At 65.3% G+C, this 17,020-nt stretch carries 18 protein-coding genes and 1 tRNA gene; 5 read left to right on the top strand and 14 right to left on the bottom strand.

From position 1 onward, the window contains the following. Window positions 1–22 precede the first annotated feature (22 nt). The 3 genes from RHPLAN_RS31720 to RHPLAN_RS31710 all read right to left on the bottom strand — a co-directional run bounded on the left by RHPLAN_RS31720 (window position 23) and on the right by RHPLAN_RS31710 (window position 2,343). A complete protein-coding gene (locus RHPLAN_RS31720; protein WP_068027038.1) occupies window positions 23–1,135 on the bottom strand; it encodes an efflux RND transporter periplasmic adaptor subunit in 1,113 nt (370 codons plus the stop codon). Window positions 1,136–1,183: 48 nt separating this feature from the next. Next, on the bottom strand, window positions 1,184–1,915 hold the full coding sequence (locus tag RHPLAN_RS31715; RefSeq protein WP_084245991.1) for a metallophosphoesterase family protein: 732 nt from the start codon (window positions 1,913–1,915) through the stop codon (window positions 1,184–1,186). A gap of 83 nt (window positions 1,916–1,998) precedes the next feature. Continuing rightward, window positions 1,999–2,343 (bottom strand): DUF952 domain-containing protein, encoded by a 345-nt coding sequence (locus RHPLAN_RS31710; RefSeq protein ID WP_068027035.1) that lies wholly within the window; start codon window positions 2,341–2,343, stop codon window positions 1,999–2,001. 247 nt (window positions 2,344–2,590) lie between these two features. Here RHPLAN_RS31710 and RHPLAN_RS31705 point away from each other — a divergent pair, with 247 nt between their 5' ends. Further along, window positions 2,591–3,478, top strand: a complete 888-nt coding sequence (locus RHPLAN_RS31705; RefSeq protein WP_198164592.1) for an ABC transporter substrate-binding protein — start codon at window positions 2,591–2,593, stop codon at window positions 3,476–3,478. 80 nt (window positions 3,479–3,558) lie between these two features. On the opposite strand, the gene flbD is transcribed toward RHPLAN_RS31705, so the two are convergent. The 10 genes from flbD to RHPLAN_RS31655 form a co-directional block, all read right to left on the bottom strand. Beyond that, window positions 3,559–4,923 (bottom strand): sigma-54-dependent transcriptional regulator FlbD, encoded by a 1,365-nt coding sequence (gene flbD, locus RHPLAN_RS31700; protein ID WP_068027030.1) that lies wholly within the window; start codon window positions 4,921–4,923, stop codon window positions 3,559–3,561. Window positions 4,924–5,004: 81 nt separating this feature from the next. Further along, on the bottom strand, window positions 5,005–5,358 hold the full coding sequence (fliN, locus tag RHPLAN_RS31695; RefSeq protein WP_068027028.1) for a flagellar motor switch protein FliN: 354 nt from the start codon (window positions 5,356–5,358) through the stop codon (window positions 5,005–5,007). Continuing rightward, window positions 5,355–5,999, bottom strand: coding sequence for a FliH/SctL family protein (locus RHPLAN_RS31690; RefSeq protein WP_198164591.1), 645 nt, complete (start codon window positions 5,997–5,999; stop codon window positions 5,355–5,357). The genes fliN and RHPLAN_RS31690 overlap by 4 nt, the downstream gene beginning before the upstream one ends. A gap of 11 nt (window positions 6,000–6,010) precedes the next feature. Then, window positions 6,011–7,093 carry a flagellar motor switch protein FliG gene (fliG, locus tag RHPLAN_RS31685; protein WP_068027022.1) on the bottom strand — a complete coding sequence of 361 codons (1,083 nt, stop codon included), beginning with the start codon at window positions 7,091–7,093 and terminating at the stop codon, window positions 6,011–6,013. A gap of 29 nt (window positions 7,094–7,122) precedes the next feature. Then, window positions 7,123–8,796 (bottom strand): flagellar basal-body MS-ring/collar protein FliF, encoded by a 1,674-nt coding sequence (fliF, locus tag RHPLAN_RS31680; protein ID WP_068027019.1) that lies wholly within the window; start codon window positions 8,794–8,796, stop codon window positions 7,123–7,125. A 155-nt stretch (window positions 8,797–8,951) separates the two neighbouring features. Further along, window positions 8,952–9,350, bottom strand: a complete 399-nt coding sequence (locus tag RHPLAN_RS31675) for a hypothetical protein (RefSeq protein ID WP_068027016.1) — start codon at window positions 9,348–9,350, stop codon at window positions 8,952–8,954. Between the two features lie 174 nt (window positions 9,351–9,524). Continuing rightward, window positions 9,525–9,878 (bottom strand): hypothetical protein, encoded by a 354-nt coding sequence (locus tag RHPLAN_RS31670; protein ID WP_157100627.1) that lies wholly within the window; start codon window positions 9,876–9,878, stop codon window positions 9,525–9,527. A 193-nt stretch (window positions 9,879–10,071) separates the two neighbouring features. Next, a complete protein-coding gene (gene sciP / locus RHPLAN_RS31665; protein WP_068027009.1) occupies window positions 10,072–10,347 on the bottom strand; it encodes a CtrA inhibitor SciP in 276 nt (91 codons plus the stop codon). A gap of 238 nt (window positions 10,348–10,585) precedes the next feature. Continuing rightward, window positions 10,586–11,272, bottom strand: coding sequence for a flagellar hook assembly protein FlgD (locus RHPLAN_RS31660; protein ID WP_068027006.1), 687 nt, complete (start codon window positions 11,270–11,272; stop codon window positions 10,586–10,588). A 20-nt stretch (window positions 11,273–11,292) separates the two neighbouring features. Beyond that, entirely contained in the window at window positions 11,293–12,903 is a 1,611-nt protein-coding gene (locus tag RHPLAN_RS31655; RefSeq protein ID WP_068027003.1) for a flagellar hook-length control protein FliK, read from the bottom strand. Between the two features lie 277 nt (window positions 12,904–13,180). On the opposite strand from RHPLAN_RS31655, the gene mnmA reads away from it, so the two are divergent. From mnmA to RHPLAN_RS31635, 4 genes are all read left to right on the top strand, one after another. Next, window positions 13,181–14,329: a tRNA 2-thiouridine(34) synthase MnmA gene (gene mnmA / locus RHPLAN_RS31650; protein WP_068027000.1), complete on the top strand. Its 1,149-nt coding sequence runs from the start codon at window positions 13,181–13,183 to the stop codon at window positions 14,327–14,329. 40 nt (window positions 14,330–14,369) lie between these two features. Continuing rightward, a complete protein-coding gene (locus RHPLAN_RS31645) occupies window positions 14,370–15,017 on the top strand; it encodes a class I SAM-dependent methyltransferase (protein WP_068026997.1) in 648 nt (215 codons plus the stop codon). Window positions 15,018–15,098: 81 nt separating this feature from the next. Continuing rightward, complete coding sequence (locus tag RHPLAN_RS31640; RefSeq protein ID WP_068026994.1) at window positions 15,099–15,452, top strand: hypothetical protein; 354 nt, start codon at window positions 15,099–15,101, stop codon at window positions 15,450–15,452. Between the two features lie 120 nt (window positions 15,453–15,572). Beyond that, window positions 15,573–15,649 (top strand) — tRNA-Met (locus RHPLAN_RS31635). 206 nt (window positions 15,650–15,855) lie between these two features. Here the strand turns inward: RHPLAN_RS31635 and RHPLAN_RS31630 are convergent. Beyond that, window positions 15,856–16,908: a hypothetical protein gene (locus tag RHPLAN_RS31630; protein ID WP_068026991.1), complete on the bottom strand. Its 1,053-nt coding sequence runs from the start codon at window positions 16,906–16,908 to the stop codon at window positions 15,856–15,858. Window positions 16,909–17,020 lie beyond the last annotated feature (112 nt).

Below are 17,020 nucleotides of genomic sequence, written 5' to 3'. Positions count from 1 at the left end.
AATTGGCTTCAGTACGTTGGCTTCAGAACGACAGCGACGAGACGACCCGCACCTTCTGCGCGGGGTCGAGCTTCTGCACGCCGACCGCGACGACGTTGTTGCCTTCGTCGACACCGCTGCTGACCAGGACTTCGTTGCTCTGATAGGCCTTCACGGTGACGCGCTTCAGCGTCAGCGCGCCGGTCTTGTCATCGACGACATAAAGCGACGGCCCCTGGCCCTGATCGAACAGCGCGGCGAGCGGCAGACGTGCGACCTTTTCGCTCGCCGGGTCCGACAGCGTCAGCGTCGCGGTCATGCCGAGCTGCACGTTGCCGTCGGCGTCGGGCATCGAGAACTTGGCGAGATAAGTCCGCGTCATGGTGTCGGCCGAGGGCGCAAGCTCGCGAAGCTTGGCGACGTAGCGCTTGTTCGGCTCGGACCAGACGGCGACCCGCGCTTCGTCCGACTTGGCGCGCGCCAGCAGCGTTTCGGGAATCGCGACCACGGTCTCCTTCTCGGCGAGCCGCGCCACGCGGATCGCGGCCTGGCCGGCGGCCACCACCTGACCGGGCTCGATCAGCGTCGCGGTGACCACGCCTGGCGCGTCGGCGACCAGCGTCGCGTATGACAGCGAGTTCTTGGCGAGTTCGAGCGCGCGTTCACCGCGGTTGAGCCGCGCCCGCGCCTCGTCGGCGGTGGCCCTGGCCTGCTCGACCTGGGCGTCGGTTGTCCAGCCCTTCTGCTTGAGCTCTTTCGCCCGGTTCTCGGCGGCGGCGGCTTGCGCCAGCACGCCGGTCGCGGCGCGCTGCTCGGCTTCCGCCTGCTCGACCTGGAGGCTGAGGTCGACCTCATCCAGAGTGGCAAGCGGCTGGCCCGCTTCGACCAGATTGCCGACCTCGACCAGGCGCTTCAGCACCTTGCCGGTGACCCGGAAGCCGAGATCGCTTTCGATCCGCGGCCGGATGGTGCCGACGAAGCTGCGGTCGGCGACCTGGGTCTCGTAATGCACGGGCACGGCCAGGACCGGCCGGGCCGGGGCTACGGTCTGCGCGGTGATCTCGTTGCAGCCCACCAGACCCAAGGCCAGGGTCAGCAGCAGCAGCGCTGCCGACAACGTATTGGAATATTGGGCGAAATTGGTTTTTCCAGCCATTGCAGCACCTCTTGCGCTGCAATATAATGATTATATGAATGACGAAAGTCAATATTCGTCAGTTATCACGAATCGTTGCAAGTGCTTTACATTCGGGCCGCAGCCGACCTGAAAAACCTCCGATCCAACCAGCAACGCCTCCGGGGCGGCATCTTGATCGGTAAAAGCCGCAGCAGACAGCGGCCCGCCGTACACCGCCCCGGTGTCGAGATTGATCCGGTGGGGACCGAGGTCCGGACGTTGGGAGCGCAGCGGCGTGTGGCCATGCACGATGAGACGCCCGGGATTGAACTCGTCGGAATAGCGCTTGCGCGTCCACAGCATCGTGTTGCCGTCCTGCCGATCCAGCGGCACCGCCGGATCAATGCCGGCATGGACGAAGAACCGCAGGCCGTCGTCATGGCAGAGCGGCAGGCCGCGGATCCAGGCGATGTCGTCGGCCGGCAACTCCGCAGGCCTTTCGACACCGTAGCTCGCCAGAGTCGTGTCGCCGCCGTTGTTGATCCACAACGAGTCGCACGGCTCATCGACGGCGGACAGCAGCATGTCCTCGTGATTGCCTTTGAGGCAGATGACCTCGTCCGGGCGCTGCCCGGTGAGCCGCCGGAGTTTCTTGATCACCTGACGGCTGTCAGTGCCGCGATCGATATAGTCGCCGAGCAGGACAAAGCGGTGCGGCCGCGATCCGGCGTATTCGGCACAACGGTGCATCAGGTTGTCGAGCTTGGCGAAGCAGCCGTGCACGTCACCGATGGCGAATGTCAGCGAAGAGGAGGCCATGATCTGCTGTCTGTCCAAGCGCGCGCGAATTCACACCGCCCTCGTGACGATATGGCGTGCACGTGTCGTTTCGGCAAAGGCGTTTAGGCCATAGCCTGCGGAAAAATATGCCGTCCCGCGGTATCCAGCGGCAGCGGATCAACGCGAAGTACGGCTTGCAGCAGAAGCTCGCCATAAAGGTGCGGAAAGAGCGCACCGCCGCGGGACGGCTCCCACTTCAAGCGCGCACCAAGCGCATCGCCGTCGATCGCAACCAGGACGAGGTCGTGCTGGCCGGCAAACCATTTGCTGGCGGTTTCGGCGGCCTGTTCGGCGGTCGAGAAATGGATGAACCCGTCTTTGCGGTCGACCGCCGAGCCGCGATAGGCGCCCGAACGCTCGGCCTCGTGCCATTCGGACGCGGTGCAGATTTTATAGATCACGCTCATCGTCGGATTAACTCAGGCCCTGCGCTTCGATGCAACCGGTAGCAACGGTTGGCCCGTTGCCCTCCACGGCTGCGTGAAGCGCTTGGTCGGCTTGCAGTCAGAGGCAAAGGTGCAGACCATGCTGGGGTTTCGGAAAAATCGTTTGCCGGTTCTTGGGGGGCTTTGAATGGGCACATTGAAGAATTGGCGCGTCGTATTCGCGATTTTCGGCGTGCTTTGCGGTAGTCAGGTAGCATGCGGACAGCAGATGCCGCGAGTCGTCGTCCTGACGCCGGCGCAGACGCAATGGATTCCCAAAATCTTTCACGAGACGCTGGCCGGACTTGGCTATCGGGAAGGCGTCAATCTCCGCGTCGACGTGGTCTCCGCCGACGGCAAGCTCGATCGCCTGCGCAAGCTGGCCGACGATGCGGTTCGAACCGCGCCGAATGTCATTGTCGCGGTGAACACCCCCGGCACCCAGGCGGCGGCCGACGCCACCAGTACGATTCCCATCGTGTCTGCGGCGGTGGGCGATCCGGTGCTGCTTGGCTTTGTGAAAAGCATTGCGCGTCCGGAACGCAACATCACCGGCGTCGCCAATATGGCGGGCGACATCACATCGAAGCGAATCGCGCTCCTGAAGGAGGTCGCGCCGTCGGTCCGGCGCGTGGCCGTGTTCCTGCATCCCGACGAGCCGATCGTTGCGCCACAGATGAAAGACATCGAGGCATCGGCAGGAAAGCTCGGCATCGAGTATCGGACGTTTCCGATGCGGTCCACGGACGATCTGCTGCGGTCGATGCGGCAAGCCGTCGAATGGAAGGCGGACGCGGTGCTGCGTCTGGCCGGGCAGGGCTTCGCACTTGGCGCCGACACCGGCCGCCTTGCGACCGAGCGCCGGTTGCCTTCCATGCTGATGTCCAAGCGCGACGTCGAGGCCGGTGGCCTGATGTCCTACTTCGCCGACCACCGCGATCTGTTCGCGCGGATCGCGATGCAGGTCGACCGCATTCTGAAGAGCGCGGCACCGCGCGACCTGCCATTCGAACTGCCGACGCGGTTTGAACTGATCGTCAACACCAGGACCGCGAAGACGCTCGGCCTCGAGGTGACGTCGTCGGTGCTGGCGCGTGCCGATGAGGTGATCGAGTAGAAAAGAAAAAGGCCGGCTTCAAGCCGGCCTTTGAAGCGTCAAGTCTTGAGGGCCAAGTCTTGAGTGCCAAGTCTTGAGTTCTAAGCCGCGCCGCGGACTTCGCCGCCGCCGGGCGGCGGCACCGGCACGCCGCCGGCCGTGTATTCGTTGAGCTTGTTGCGCAGGGTGCGGATCGAGATCCCTAAGATGTTGGCCGCGTGCGTGCGGTTGCCGAGGCAATGTTTGAGCGTCTCGAGAATAAGGTCACGCTCGACATCGGCGACGGTGCGGCCGACCAGCGTGCGCGTCACCTGCTCGGCGGCCTGCGCCGCGTAAGCCGCGGGCCCCGAGCGAGCCTGATCGAGGCGCGCGCCGTCCGGGGTCAGGATGCCGTCGACGCCAATGTCAGTGCCGGTCGCAAGCAGCACCGCGCGATGGATGGTGTTCTCCAACTCGCGGACGTTGCCCGGCCAGCGGTGCACCGATAGCGCCCGGCGGGCCTCGGCCGAGAACGGCCGCAGCGCCACGCCATTGGCTTCGGAATATTTCTTGGCGAAGAACTGCGCGAGCTCGATGACGTCGGCGGGACGCTCGCGGAGCGGCGGCAGCTTGAGGTTGACGACGTTGAGGCGGAACAAGAGGTCCTCACGGAATGTGCCGGCACGCGCCGCCTCGGCGAGGTTGCGGTTCGAGGTCGCGATGATGCGGATGTCGACCGGCACCGGGCGGGTGCCGCCGACGCGATCGATGACGCGCTCCTGGATGGCACGCAGGAGCTTGGCCTGCAGCCGCACGTCCATCTCGGAGATTTCGTCGAGCAGCAGCGTGCCGCCGGTCGCCTCTTCGAACTTGCCGATGCGCCGCGCGATGGCGCCCGTGAAGGCGCCCTTCTCGTGGCCGAACAGCTCGGACTCCAGAAGATTTTCCGGGATCGCCGCGCAGTTGACGCAGATGAAAGGCTTCTTCGAACGATTGGAACGGGTGTGGACGTAGCGCGCCAGCACCTCCTTGCCGGTGCCGGACTCGCCGGTGATCAGCACCGACGCGTCCGAAGTGGCGATCTGCGTGGCAAGCTTGATCACCTGGGCGGTCGCGTCGTCGCGGTAGATCAGGTCGCGCGAATCGTCGGTCACGGCGGCGAGAACGGCGGCGATCAGCTCCGGGTCGGGCGGCAGCGGAATGTATTCCTTGGCGCCGGCATGGATCGCGTCGACCGCTGCGCGGGCGTTGTTCTCGATGCCGCAGGCGACGATCGGCACATGGATGTGCTCGAGCTCGAGGCGGGAGACGAGATCGCCGATATCGAGCGCCACCTCGACCATCATGAGATCCGCGCCGCGGCCGCGCATCACGGCGAGCGCCTGATCGATGGTCTCGGCGTGGGTCACGGCGGCGCCGCGATCCATCGCCATCTTGGTTGCGGAGGTCAGCTGGCCTTTGAGCGTTCCGACAATCAGAAGTCGCATGGGTTCGCCCTTTCCTTAGTGTTTCTGTGTTGTCGGCACGATCTCGTCGGGTCGGCGGTTTCCGCTCGACGGGATCACGCTCTAGTTTCTTTCGGTCTTGATGACTTCCGTCATCGTCACGCCGAGCTTGTCCTCGACGAGCACCACCTCGCCGCGGGCGACCAGGCGGTTATTGACGTAGATGTCGATCGCTTCGCCGACCTTGCGGTCGAGCTCCAGCACCATGCCGGGGCCAAGCCGCAGCAGTTCGCCGACATCCATGCGGGCGCGGCCGAGAATCGCCGACACCTGCACCGGCACGTCGAACACCGCTTCGAGGTCGGCCGCGCTTCGCGCGTTGTTCTCGCCGTCCTGGGCGGCGATGGTGGAATCGGCCGGATCGGCCGGCGGAGCCGCGGCGTTGTCGAGATCGGGAAGCGGGACTTTGTCGTTCATGTGATGTCTCCAAGTTCAGGCATCAGGGCTGAAGGCCGTGCGCCGAGATAGCGGGCGATGGCGGTGGTCACGGCGGCGTCGATCTTGTTGATGTCGCGGATCACACCACCGTCGGCCCATTCGATCTTGCAGTCGCCGAGCGCGATTTCGGGCTCGGCCAGCACCACGACGCGGCCGTCGAAGCCGCGATTGCGGGCGATTTCGGTGAGCTGCTCGCGGGCGGTCTCGAGCAGCGCGTCGTTGACGCGCACCACGACATGCGGCGCCGACGTGAGCTGGCGGAAGCATTCGGTGACGAGGGCCTCGACCTCGCCGAACGGCTGGCGCGCCATCAGCTCCGGCACGATCTTGCGGGCAATGGCGAGCGCAAGCTCGATGGATTCCTGCTCGATGCGCTGCTCGGCCGCGACCACACCACGTGCAAAGCGCTCGATGGCGTCGCCGATCTGCCCGAAGGCTGTGGCGGTCTGCTGGGTGGCGGCAGCGGTGGCGTCCTGCTGGCCTCCCGCATAGCCCTCGCGGAAGCCCTTGGCTTCCGCTTCGGCCAGCATCAGCGCGTGCTCGGCCGCGGCGACCGCCTTCTCGGCCTTGGCGGTTGGCGCGAAGTCTTGGTCGAACAGGAATTTGGCTTTTGCGGTCACGCCACTCATCCTCAGTAGACCAGCTCTTCGTCACGCGTCTTGGAGATGACGATCTCGCCCTTGGCGGCAAGGTCCTTGGCCATGTTGACCAGCATGACCTGCGCCTCGTCGACGTCGCGCAGCCGGACCGGGCCCATGGACTGCATGTCATCGACCAGCATCTTGGCGGCACGGCTCGACATGTTGCCGAGGAAGAATTCCCGCACCGTCTCGCTGGCGCCCTTGAGCGCGACCGCAAGCTTGTCCTTGTCGACGTTGCGCAGCAGCGTCTGCGCGGAGCCCGAATCGAGCCGCACCAGGTCGTCGAAGGTGAACATCAGCGTCTTGATGCGCTCGGCCGATTCGCGGTTGGCCTCTTCCAGCGAGGTCATGAAGCGGGTTTCGGTCTGGCGGTCGAAGTTGTTGAAGATTTCGGCCATCACCTCGTGGGCATCGCGACGGTGGGTCTGCGACAGGCTCGACATGAATTCGGTGCGCAGCGTCTGCTCGACGCGCTCCAGCACCTCTTTCTGCACCGCTTCCATCCGAAGCATGCGGTTGACCACATCGAGCGAGAGGTCCTCCGGCAGAATGGCGAGCACGCGGGCGGCATGTTCCGGCTGCAGCTTCGACAGCACCACGGCGACGGTCTGCGGATATTCGTTCTTGAGATAGTTCGCCAGCACCTCTTCCTGGACGTTGGCGAGCTTCTCCCACATGTTGCGGCCGGCCGGTCCACGGATTTCGTCCATGATGCCGTTGACGCGCTCCGGCGGCAGGTATTGCTGCAGCAGCCGCTCGGTGGCGTCGTAGTTGCCGAGGATCGCGCCGGAGGCCGACAACCGGCCGACGAATTCCAGCAGCAGATTCTCGACGAGGTTTGCTTCGACGGTGCCGAGCGTCGACATCACGATCGACAGCTGGCGGAGCTCGTCGTCATCCAGCAGGGCCCAGATTTTTGCGCCATGCTGCTCGCCGAGCGCGAGCATCAGCACCGCCGCCCGTTCCGGACCGGTGAGCTGCTTCTGTCCCTTTGGCGTCTCGCTCTGCCTGTTGGCGAGCGTGGCGACCAGGGATTCGACGTCAGTAGAGGCTTTTTTCGCTGGAGCGGCCATGATGCGTCGATGGTTTCAATGATGTTCGGTTAAGCGGCGTTCTCGTGCAGCCAGGCGCGGACGATGGCTGCGGTCTCGTTCGGATTCTTGTCGGCGAGATCGCCGACCTTCTGCACGGATTGGGCGTGCACCTGGCCTTGCACCTGGGCGATCTCGATCATCGCGGAGGTGCGGCTCGGCGGCGGAGGCGGCAGCGGGGCCTGCTCGGCGGCGGGTGCGGTCCCGGCCGCTCCCGTGGCGGCGATTGCGGCCGGCGGCAGGCCGAGTGCGGTGAGTGTGGGGTAGGCGGCGGCGATCGCAGCCTGCTGCTGCGCTTCCGGCGTCATGATGCGGCGGAGCATCGGGCGCACCACCAGCAGCATCGCCAGCAGGCCGAGCAGCGCCATCACGCCGAGCTCGATGCCGCGCATGATGTCGTCCTTGGTGAACTGCAGCATGCCCATCCAGCTCGCGGGCTCGGCGGCCGGCACCGACGGCGTCTCGGCGAGGCGGAGGTTTGCGACCTCGACCTGGTCGCCGCGCTTGGCGTCGAAGTTGACCGTGCTGCGGACCAGGGCAGCGATGCGGTCGATCTCTTCCTGGCTGCGCGGCTGATAGACCGTCTCGCCCTTGTCGTTCTTGGCGTAATTGCCATCGACCACGACCGCGACCGAGAGACGGTTGATGCGGCCGCCTTCGATCACCTCGGTCTTGGTGGTGCGGGAGATCTCGTAGTTGACGACCTCCTCGGTCTTGCGGTTCTGCTCTTTCTGCGGCGGCTGGCCGTCGTTGCGCTGCGCGCCGCCCGGCAGGTCGTTGCCGACCGAGACAGCCGCCGCGCCCGCGTCGGCGGCGCCGCTCGATTCCTCGCGGGTCTGGCTCGAACGCACCACGCGGCTTTCCGGATCGAAGCGATCGGTGGTCTGGGTGACGCGGTTGAAGTCGAAGTCGATGTTGACGCGGACCTGGGCGCGGCCCGGCCCCACGACCGAGGTGACGATCGCTTCGACGTCCTGCCGCATGCGATTTTCGGCCGCGGTCTTGCGTTCGTCGGCGGTCGAGCCGCCGCCCGCGTCATCGCCGTTGCCGTCGGCGAGCAGCCGGCCAGCCTCGTCGATCACCGAGACGCGCTGCGGCTTGAGGCCGTTCACAGCGGTCGCGACCAGATGGCGGATCGCCCGCACCTGCTGCTGCTCCAGCGCGCCGCGGACCTTCAGCACGATCGAGGCCGACGGCTCGGCCTTATCGCGCGAGAACAGCGGCCGCTCCGGCAGTACCAGATGCACGCGCGCCTGCTGCACGCGGTCGATGGCGCGGATGGTGCGCGCGAGCTCGCCTTCCAGCGCTCGCAGATGGTTGATGTTCTGCACGAAGCTCGTCGCGCCCAGCGCGTCCGACTTGTCGAAAATCTCGTAGCCGACGCCGCCGCCCTTCGGCAGGCCGGACTCGGCAAGCTTCATCCGCAGCCGCGGCACCTGCTCCCGCGGCACCAGCACGATCGCGCCGTCGCTCTTGAGGTCGTAGGGGATGCCCTGGCGTTCGAGGTCTTTGATGATGGCCGATGAGTCTTCGACGGACAGATCGGTGAAGAGCGGCACCATTTGCGGTGCTGCGGCGCGCATGATCAGGAAGGCGAAAAATCCCATCAGCGCGAGGCCGACGCCGCCCAATGCAATGATGCGAGTGATGCCGAGAGTCCGAAAGAACGTGATGAAGGCTTGCACGCGGGCGTCCCCTGAGTCGGCAAAAAGTACCGACCGGCAGAAATTGCCCAGCGCATGGTTACCACCGGGTTAATGGACGCGTTAACCGGGCTCCGGCGCTAACAAATTGGGCGGCACAGTTGTGCCGCCCATGAAAGAATCGCGCGATTTGCGAATTATTGGATCAGCGCCGCGACGCGGTTGTCCTTCGGATCGATGATCAGCACCTTGTCGTCCTTGACCAGGATCGAATGCGCCTTGACCTGCGGCACCTTGGAGGCAACCTCCACCGGCATGGGCTTCAGAGGAATGCCCGCGGGCACGACCTCGCCAACCGTCATCGGGACCTTGGCGACCTGGTTCTGCTCCTGCGGTGGCTCGACCTTCATGTCCTTAAGGACGATTTCCTTGATGATGTGCCGCTGCTCCATCGTCAGATTGACGGTTTCGGCGGCCTGCGACGGCGCGGTGCCCGACGTGCTGGGAATTTGCGCCTCGACCGGCAGCGATAGCGTCAGCATGGCCGCAGCAGCAGCGAGGTAAAGCCGCGCTTTGATTCGATTGTGGCCAACCATGTTTACCTCCGCCAAAAACCAATGATTAAGAACGTTTGCCGCGCGGCCGGGTTCCGCGCTGCACCGCGGTTCTCGTCCCATATTGCAGGCCGTTAGCGGCGGGAATGCGGAAATGGCCGCGGAAACATGGCGGTCGCAGCCATGTTCCCGGGGCCGGCGGTGTGTCTGGCGGGGTCAGTAGCAGCGTTCGAAGCCGCGACTGTCGATCATGCAGCCGCCTGTGGAATAGCCGGTGGTGTAATAGCCGCCGCGCGGTGCCACGACGGTCTCGCGCGGGGCCACGTAGGCCGGTTGGTCGACGATCACCTCGCGGCGCGGCACGACGACGACGCGTTCGCGCGGCGGTGCGACCACCACGTAGGACCTATCCTGCACCACGTAGTCGGGGCCGTTGTCGTAGACGTAGCCTAGTGCGGGCGCCGCAACGGCATCCATGTCGGCGACGTACAGGGTTTCGGCGCGTGCGGCGGCCGTGGCCGCGAGGGCAAATGCAGCAGCAGCGGCGCCGGTCAACAATGCGGTTCTCATCATCCGTCTCCTTGCCTTCAGCGCGTGCACGCACCTTCGCGCCACGCAAGCCCCATAGCCGAGACGGAAACGGCGGTCGCAACGCGCTGTTCCTGCCGCATATTGGGTATTGCTCGGGCCGCACCGTGATCGCGGAACCCAAATGAAAAGCGCCGGCGAAACGCCGGCGCTTCAGGAATTCTCTGGGATTTGGCTACTGCCGGTATTGCTGGATGCGCGTGGTGCGCAGGCCGGCGAGGCCGTGCTGGTCGATCGAGTACTGCCAGGACAGGAATTCCTCGACCGTCAGGGTGTATCGGGCGCAGGCCTCTTCAAGTGACAGCAGGCCGCCGCGAACGGCCGCGACCACCTCCGCCTTGCGGCGAATAACCCAGCGCTTGGTACCCGGGGCCGGCAGATCCGCGATCGTCAACGGACTTCCGTCGGGCCCGATCACATACTTGACCCTCGGGCGGTGGGGCTCGGTCATCGATACACACTCACGACTACTGAGAACACACTCACTGACTGTGATGACACATTACGGGCCGCGACTTAAAATTTGGCTAAGCGCGCCAGACAATTGGGTAAAAATTGCCCCTAGTTTCTCAACGGCTTGAGAAGGTGTGCAACGGCCCGCGCAGCGGCATTTTTCCTGAATTTGCGCGGTTTTCGATTCCCCTGCGGGCTTCAGAACTAAACGAAGCGTTACCTTGGTCGCGCGCCGATCACTCGCGGATGACGCGCTTGAGCTTGTCGAGCGTGTAGTTTTGTCCGGCGATCGACAGCGTCGGCGGCGATTGCGTGAGATCGGCGGAATCGACCATTGCCTGGATCTCGGTCGGGACCGCCACTGTCTGTCCGGTGCTGTCGGTTGCGGTGACCGTGAGCTTGTAGTTGCCGTCGGGCACTTTCGCGCCGGTGTTGTCCTTGCCATCCCAGGTGAACGGCTGATTGCTACCGGCATTCAGCGAGCCGGAGGCCGTATAGACCGTCTGGCCCGCCGAGTTGATGATGTTGATGGTCGCATTCGCGGGCTTCGCCACCGACATCAGCCAGGTCGCGCTGCCGTTGGTGAGCGGTGCGGTGTCGCCGTCGACCGCGACCGTCTGGCCGACGAAGTTGAGCGCCTGCGTGTTCTGCGCGGTCTGCTGCAGCGACACCAGCGTCGTGAGCTGGCTGTTGGATTTGAGCTGTTGCTCGACTTGCGCGAATTGCACGAGCTGCGCGGTGAACTGGTTGGTGTCGAGCGGGTCGAGCGGATTCTGGTTCTGCAGCTGCGTCGTGAGCAGTTGCAGAAAGGTCTGGAAATTGCCGGCGATCGTGCCGTCGTCGACACCGGTCGAGCTCGACGACGAGCCGTTGTTGGTCGTCTGTGAGGTAACCTGCGATGTGGTGGCTGGGATCGTTGTCATGATGCGTTGTCCTGAAAGTCTCAGACGCGGATGTCGAGGCCGCCGCTCATTCCGAGCAGGCGGCCGTAGCCTTGACGCTGTACCGGCAGCGGAGTCGTGTCTTCGTCCGGCACCATCACCGTGGTGCCTTTGAACGAACCCTGATCGTCGCTCTGCGCCGATTGCTGACGCAGCGAGAACTCAAGACCGTTGTCGGAGGTCTTCAGGCCCGCCTGCTGCAGCGCGCGCTCGAGCTGCTGGGAATCGCGCTTGAGCAGGTCGAGGGTCTCGGCTTTGTCGACGACCAGACGTGTGGTGGCATTGCCGTTCTTGTCGATATCGACTTTGACGTCGACACGGCCGAGCTCCGGCGGGTCGAGGCGGATCTCGAACTGCCGCTTGCCGGCGACGGCACGACTGGCGATCTCCACCGGCAGTGCGCTCACTTGAAAGGCCGCCGAATTGTCGGTGCCGAGTTGAAGCTGCGCATGAAACTGCGTCGATGACGGCGTCGGGGCCTGCGTCTGGTTTGTGGTGGCGCCGGACGCGGCTGCCGTGGCCGTCGCGGGAGCCGAAGCGGCTGCGTCCGCTGCGGCGGCATTCGCGGCAGCCTGAGCATTCTGCACCTGCACTGCAGCGGTCTTGGCCGCGTCGGCGGCCGGCGTCGCGCGACGGCCGCGCGTGTCGGCCTCGTTGACGTCAGGGGCGGGCTTGGCCGCGCTGTGATGGCTCACATCGGCGGGCTGGTCGCCGCCCTGCTGGCCGGAGACGTCGTCGGAATCGGACTGGGACTGGGCTGCCGCGATCCTGGTGTCGGAGATCGCGTCGGATTTGGCCTGCGCCAATGCCTTGGTCCCGCCCTTGGTATCGACCTTGGCATCACCTTTGGCATCGGCCTTCGCGTCTTTCTTGCCGTCGCCCTTGATGTCGTCGTTGGGGGCGGCTTTGCCCTTGCCCTTCGCGTCATCGGTCGCTGCCGCCGGGTCGGCCGCGCCGGCATTCGCCGTGGCGGCGTTCTGCACGGCCGCCTGCAGGCCCGCCAGCGCGTCGGTCTGTGCAGCCTTGCCGCTTGTGGCTGCATCGGACTGCGCCGCGTCGGTCACGAGCGGTTGCGGCGCTACGACGTTGGGGTCGGCGGCAACGGCAACGGGCTGCTGCGCCGCATCGACAACCGCCGGCATCGCCACGGTGGCGCCATCGCCGGCCTTGGTGTCGGAATCGGCATCCGCCGGCGCCGGGTTGCTGTCGTCGGTTTTGCCGGTTTTGTCGCCGTCTTTGCCGGCCACGGCGCCCTTGGCGTTCACGTTCACCTCTGCGGTCACGTTCACGCTCGCGTTCGCCTCCGTGTCCTTGGCATCCTTGGCGTTTGCCGGACTCGAATTGTCGCTTGGGCTCTTGGCGTCATTCGTGGAATTGCGGTCCGCCCTGGCGTTGGGCTGCCGGTCCTGGCCCGCCGGGCGGCTGTCGTCGCTGCGGTCGCTCCGGGCGGTGTGAGCTGCCGGCGTCTGGTCTGATGGCGGCGTGGCGCTATCCAGCATGTCGGCGAACGGCGAGCTTTGGGCGCCGTCGTTGGCTTCCGCGCGGCCCCGGGGTTGGGAATGATGGAAACGCGACTGCTGGGCGGCATTGATTTCAGACGCGACGCTCGGCACCTAGCACCTCGATTGATATTTTTTAAGCAGGGTTGGTCCTGTCAGGACCTGTGCAACCGCCGGGCCAGGGCCTCTGGAATTAATTCATGAGAAATATCAATGCATTAAGAGCGCCGCCCGGAGCAGGGCACCGGCACGCTTTGCGCCTCGGGCGGCAAGAATTGCCGGGTCCGCGATCTGGGGGCCTCGCATTGCTTGGCCACAGTCGGTCCCTATAGTAAGGGCCTGTCTCCGATAGCCTTGAAAATGCAGGAGCGCGGCGGACGCCGCTGCCGGAATGCGCAACAGTCTCGACCTCGACGGACCCCCGCAGGACACCTGCGTCGTCGTCGCCATGTCCGGCGGCGTCGACTCGTCGGTGACCGCGGCACTGCTCAAGGCCGAGGGCTACGACGTCGTCGGCGTGACCTTGCAGCTCTACGACCACGGCGCCGCGACCCATCGCAAGGGCGCCTGCTGCGCCGGCCAGGACATCCACGACGCCCGCGCGGTCGCCGACCGGATCGGCATTCCGCACTACGTGCTCGACTATGAGAGCCGCTTCAAAGAGGCCGTGATCGACCGCTTTGCCGAAAGCTATGTCTCGGGCGAGACACCGGTGCCTTGCGTCGACTGCAACATGGCGATCAAGTTCAAGGACCTGCTCGGCACCGCGCGCGAGCTCGGCGCCAAGGTGCTGGCGACCGGCCACTACGTCGCCTCGCGGGTCACGGCGGACGGCCGCGCGCTCTATCGCGCCAAGGAAGAGGAGCGCGATCAGAGCTACTTCCTGTTCGGCACCACGCGCGAGCAACTCGACATCCTGCGCTTCCCGCTCGGCGACATGACCAAGGCCGAGACGCGCGAGCATGCGCGGCGCTTCGGTCTTGCGATTGCCGAAAAGCACGACAGCCAGGATATCTGCTTCGTGCCGACCGGCCGCTACACCGACATCATCGAGCGGCTGAAGCCTGGCGCGGCGGCGGCCGGAGACATCGTCGATCTCGACGGCAAGGTGCTCGGCCGCCACGACGGCATCATCCATTTCACCGTCGGCCAGCGGAAGGGGCTGAAGATCGCAGGCCCGGCGCCGCTTTACGTCGTGGCGCTCGACGCCGCGAGCCAGCGCGTCATCGTCGGCCCCCGCGAGGCGCTGACCATGCGGCGTATCGCGCTGCGCGACGTCAATTGGATCGGCCAGGGCGCCCTCGATGGCGCTGTCGGCGACGGACGTCTCGAAGTGTTCGTCAAGGTGCGCTCGACCCGGCCGCCGCAGGCGGCGTGGCTTTCGCGCGGTGCAAGTGGCTTCGAGGTCGAACTCATTGACGGTGAGGACGGGGTTTCGCCCGGTCAGGCCTGTGTATTCTACGACAGCGCGCAGGGGCAGGCGCGGGTGCTCGGCGGCGGCTTCATCAAGGCGGCTGCGGCGACCGCAAGAGCAGCCTGAGAGAGCGGCGTAAGCCGGAAGAAGAGCAGGGGGCGGGGCGATGGGGGCGGCGCTCGATCGCGAGCAGATCGAAAAGGCGTATGCGCGCTGGGCGCCGGTCTATGACTTGGTGTTCGGTACGGTTTTCGAGCGTGGCCGGATGGCCGCGATCGAGGCCGCCGAGAAGCACTGCGGCGCGAGCGGCGGGCGCATTCTCGAGGTCGGCGTCGGCACCGGAATTTCGCTGCCCGACTATTCACGCGTCAATCGCATCGTCGGCTTAGACATCTCGGCGCCGATGCTGAAACGGGCGCGGGAGCGTGTCGTCGAGCACAAGCTCGACAACGTCGAGGCGCTGGCCGTGATGGACGCCAAGCACCTCGCGGTGCCCGATGCATCATTCGACGTGGTGGTGGCGCAATATGTCATCACGGCGGTGCCGGACCCCGAAGCGACGCTCGATGACTTCGCCCGCGTGCTCAAGCCCGGCGGCGAGATCATCCTGGTCAATCACCTGGGCGCCGAGAACGGTCTGCGCCGTGTCTTCGAGCAGGGCTTTTCGCCGCTGGCGCGACGGCTCGGCTGGAGCCCGGAGTTTCCCTGGGCACGGCTGTCGAATTGGGCGGATCGCGCGGGCTTCACGGTGATTGAACGGCGTCCCATGCCGCCGATGGGGCATTTCTCGCTGATCCGGTTCGGCAAGCGCTGAAAAGCGCGATTGCCGCACATAGGAACCCGTCAGGCCGCCCCACGGTTGTCTTTCAAACGCAACCGTTTGGAGGGGTTCGCCATGACGAACTTGCGAACGATCGTCACACTGGGGCTGTTTCTGGGAGCGCCGACACTCGCGTTCGCGCAAAGTCCACCGGCTGCCGCGAAGCCGTGCGAGCCAGGGGCGATGACCCAGGTCGATCCTTCGACGCGATCGCCGGGGACGAAAGAACCTGGGAAAAACGAGCCGAATACGACCGGCTCTGCGAGCAGCAACGGAAATCTCAGCGACAAGCTCGCCCGTGGCGACGGCGTGCTGTGTCCGCCGAATGTCGATTCCGATATGAGCGCCCCGCCGCCCGGCGGCGGCAAAACGCCGGTCATTCCGCCGCCCGGCAGCCCCGGCGGCAATCCGAACGTGCAGCCCAAGTGACGACCCAGGTAACGATCGGGCAGGAAACGGCTCTGGGCGCTTGACAGATTTTCGTGAGCCTTCCTATATCGCGGCCGTTCCGGCGCCTCGGCGCCGGACGGCGTGGTCGTTCTGCGTCGTGGCGGGGTAGCTCAGCTGGTTAGAGCGGCGGAATCATAATCCGTAGGTCGGAGGTTCAAGTCCTCTCCCCGCTACCACCATAATCAACGGGTGGTAGGGGCCGTCCGGTTAGTTCGGCAAACCGGCCCGTCACTTAAATCTGCAGCCCATCCGCGCCCAGCTTCACCGGTACAGAAACGATCAGCTCTCGGATCGCCCCGAACTCGGCCTCGCGTGACCGCCGCGATGTCGCGGCGGTCTCCGCGCTTAGCCGAGCATTTGACGCGTCCGCAGAACTAGCAAACTAGAAGCTGAACCCGACGCCTGCCGTCGCCAGATGGTAGGACGTGTTGTCGAAGCGAACCGTCCACTGGCTGGTCGGAACATGCGTGGGGTCCACGGTGGGACCGAAAGTCTGATCGACGGAGCCGATGAACAGGTAGCGGTACTCGCCGAACAGGTAGGCGCCGCTGTTGCCCAGGGCGACGCGAACACCGGCCTTGGCTTGCGCAGCGAGGGTCCAGGCGGACGAGTCGGTACCGGAGTTGAAGTGGTTGATGCCAGCCTCCGGCGGATTGGTCTGGGTGGAAGTGGCGCCGTTGACGGAGACGCGGGCAACTCCCATGCCGCCGCCGATATAGGGCGTGACGCCTTGATAGGGCGTTCGAAAGCCGACAACCACATTTGCCAGAACGACGGCGGTGTTCGTCGGGAAAGTGTTGTCGAAGGTGTGTTCGGCAAGCCGCGGCGTGGGGTTGTCCAACGTCGCGCGCTGGTCGGCACCGGACAGGTAGAGGCCTTCGATCTCGAGAGCGGGCAGCAGGTGCGAGCCATACGACCATTCGTAACCGGCCTGCCCGCCGACGAACCAGGCACTGTGAGAGCCGGATCGCCCCGTGGCGTTCACGCTCATCGGGCCTCCCGCTGCCTCGACAAAAAACGCGGTTCCGAGCTGGCTGATGTTGCCGCTGCTGCCAACGCCTCCACCGCCGAAGAAGCCGACGTAGGCGCCGCGGCTCGACATCTGCGGCACTGCGGGCGCCTTGGTGTACATCGCATACGCCTGCGCGGGCGTGGTTGCCGCCACCACCGCCGCGGGCGTGGCTGCCGCCATCGTCTCCCTCGCGGCCTCGCGTCCGGCTTGCTTGGCCGTCGTTTCAACCTCGCGACGCTCTTTCGTCCTCGCGGCGCTCCGCTCCTGTCTCGCCTGCTTCAATTCGGCGCGAAGCTCGGCGATGGTCTGCTGCTGGCCTTTCAGCATCCGGAACAGCTCTGCGTTGGATGGAATGTCTTCGGCATGGGCGACACTCGCCGTCAGCAAGCCTGCGACTACGACCAAACTTTTGCGCGCTGTCATTGAGTACCCCCTCTGGTTGCCAAAACGGCGGCCAATACTAGAGAGCATCGCCGGCGGGCGGAAAGGATTTCCGCCCGCTGAAGACAGCGTTTCAGGTTCGTCACCCACAGAT

Source organism: Rhodoplanes sp. Z2-YC6860, assembly GCF_001579845.1.
Classification (GTDB): Bacteria; Pseudomonadota; Alphaproteobacteria; order Rhizobiales; family Xanthobacteraceae; genus Z2-YC6860.
Note: the sequence above shows the minus strand (reverse complement) of the source record. Positions and strands in the feature narration are given on the sequence as shown.

What these genes read in the sequence shown, in the direction of transcription:
- RHPLAN_RS31720 (WP_068027038.1), bottom strand. Translation starts at nt 1,135, where the DNA reads ATGGCTGGAAAAACCAATTTCGCCCAATATTCCAATACGTTGTCGGCA.
- RHPLAN_RS31715 (WP_084245991.1), bottom strand. Translation starts at nt 1,915, where the DNA reads ATGGCCTCCTCTTCGCTGACATTCGCCATCGGTGACGTGCACGGCTGC.
- RHPLAN_RS31710 (WP_068027035.1), bottom strand. Translation starts at nt 2,343, where the DNA reads ATGAGCGTGATCTATAAAATCTGCACCGCGTCCGAATGGCACGAGGCC.
- RHPLAN_RS31705 (WP_198164592.1), top strand. Translation starts at nt 2,591, where the DNA reads ATGCCGCGAGTCGTCGTCCTGACGCCGGCGCAGACGCAATGGATTCCC.
- flbD (WP_068027030.1), bottom strand. Translation starts at nt 4,923, where the DNA reads ATGCGACTTCTGATTGTCGGAACGCTCAAAGGCCAGCTGACCTCCGCA.
- fliN (WP_068027028.1), bottom strand. Translation starts at nt 5,358, where the DNA reads ATGAACGACAAAGTCCCGCTTCCCGATCTCGACAACGCCGCGGCTCCG.
- fliG (WP_068027022.1), bottom strand. Translation starts at nt 7,093, where the DNA reads ATGGCCGCTCCAGCGAAAAAAGCCTCTACTGACGTCGAATCCCTGGTC.
- RHPLAN_RS31675 (WP_068027016.1), bottom strand. Translation starts at nt 9,350, where the DNA reads ATGGTTGGCCACAATCGAATCAAAGCGCGGCTTTACCTCGCTGCTGCT.
- RHPLAN_RS31670 (WP_157100627.1), bottom strand. Translation starts at nt 9,878, where the DNA reads ATGAGAACCGCATTGTTGACCGGCGCCGCTGCTGCTGCATTTGCCCTC.
- sciP (WP_068027009.1), bottom strand. Translation starts at nt 10,347, where the DNA reads ATGACCGAGCCCCACCGCCCGAGGGTCAAGTATGTGATCGGGCCCGAC.
- RHPLAN_RS31660 (WP_068027006.1), bottom strand. Translation starts at nt 11,272, where the DNA reads ATGACAACGATCCCAGCCACCACATCGCAGGTTACCTCACAGACGACC.
- mnmA (WP_068027000.1), top strand. Translation starts at nt 13,181, where the DNA reads ATGCGCAACAGTCTCGACCTCGACGGACCCCCGCAGGACACCTGCGTC.
- RHPLAN_RS31645 (WP_068026997.1), top strand. Translation starts at nt 14,370, where the DNA reads ATGGGGGCGGCGCTCGATCGCGAGCAGATCGAAAAGGCGTATGCGCGC.
- RHPLAN_RS31640 (WP_068026994.1), top strand. Translation starts at nt 15,099, where the DNA reads ATGACGAACTTGCGAACGATCGTCACACTGGGGCTGTTTCTGGGAGCG.
- RHPLAN_RS31630 (WP_068026991.1), bottom strand. Translation starts at nt 16,908, where the DNA reads ATGACAGCGCGCAAAAGTTTGGTCGTAGTCGCAGGCTTGCTGACGGCG.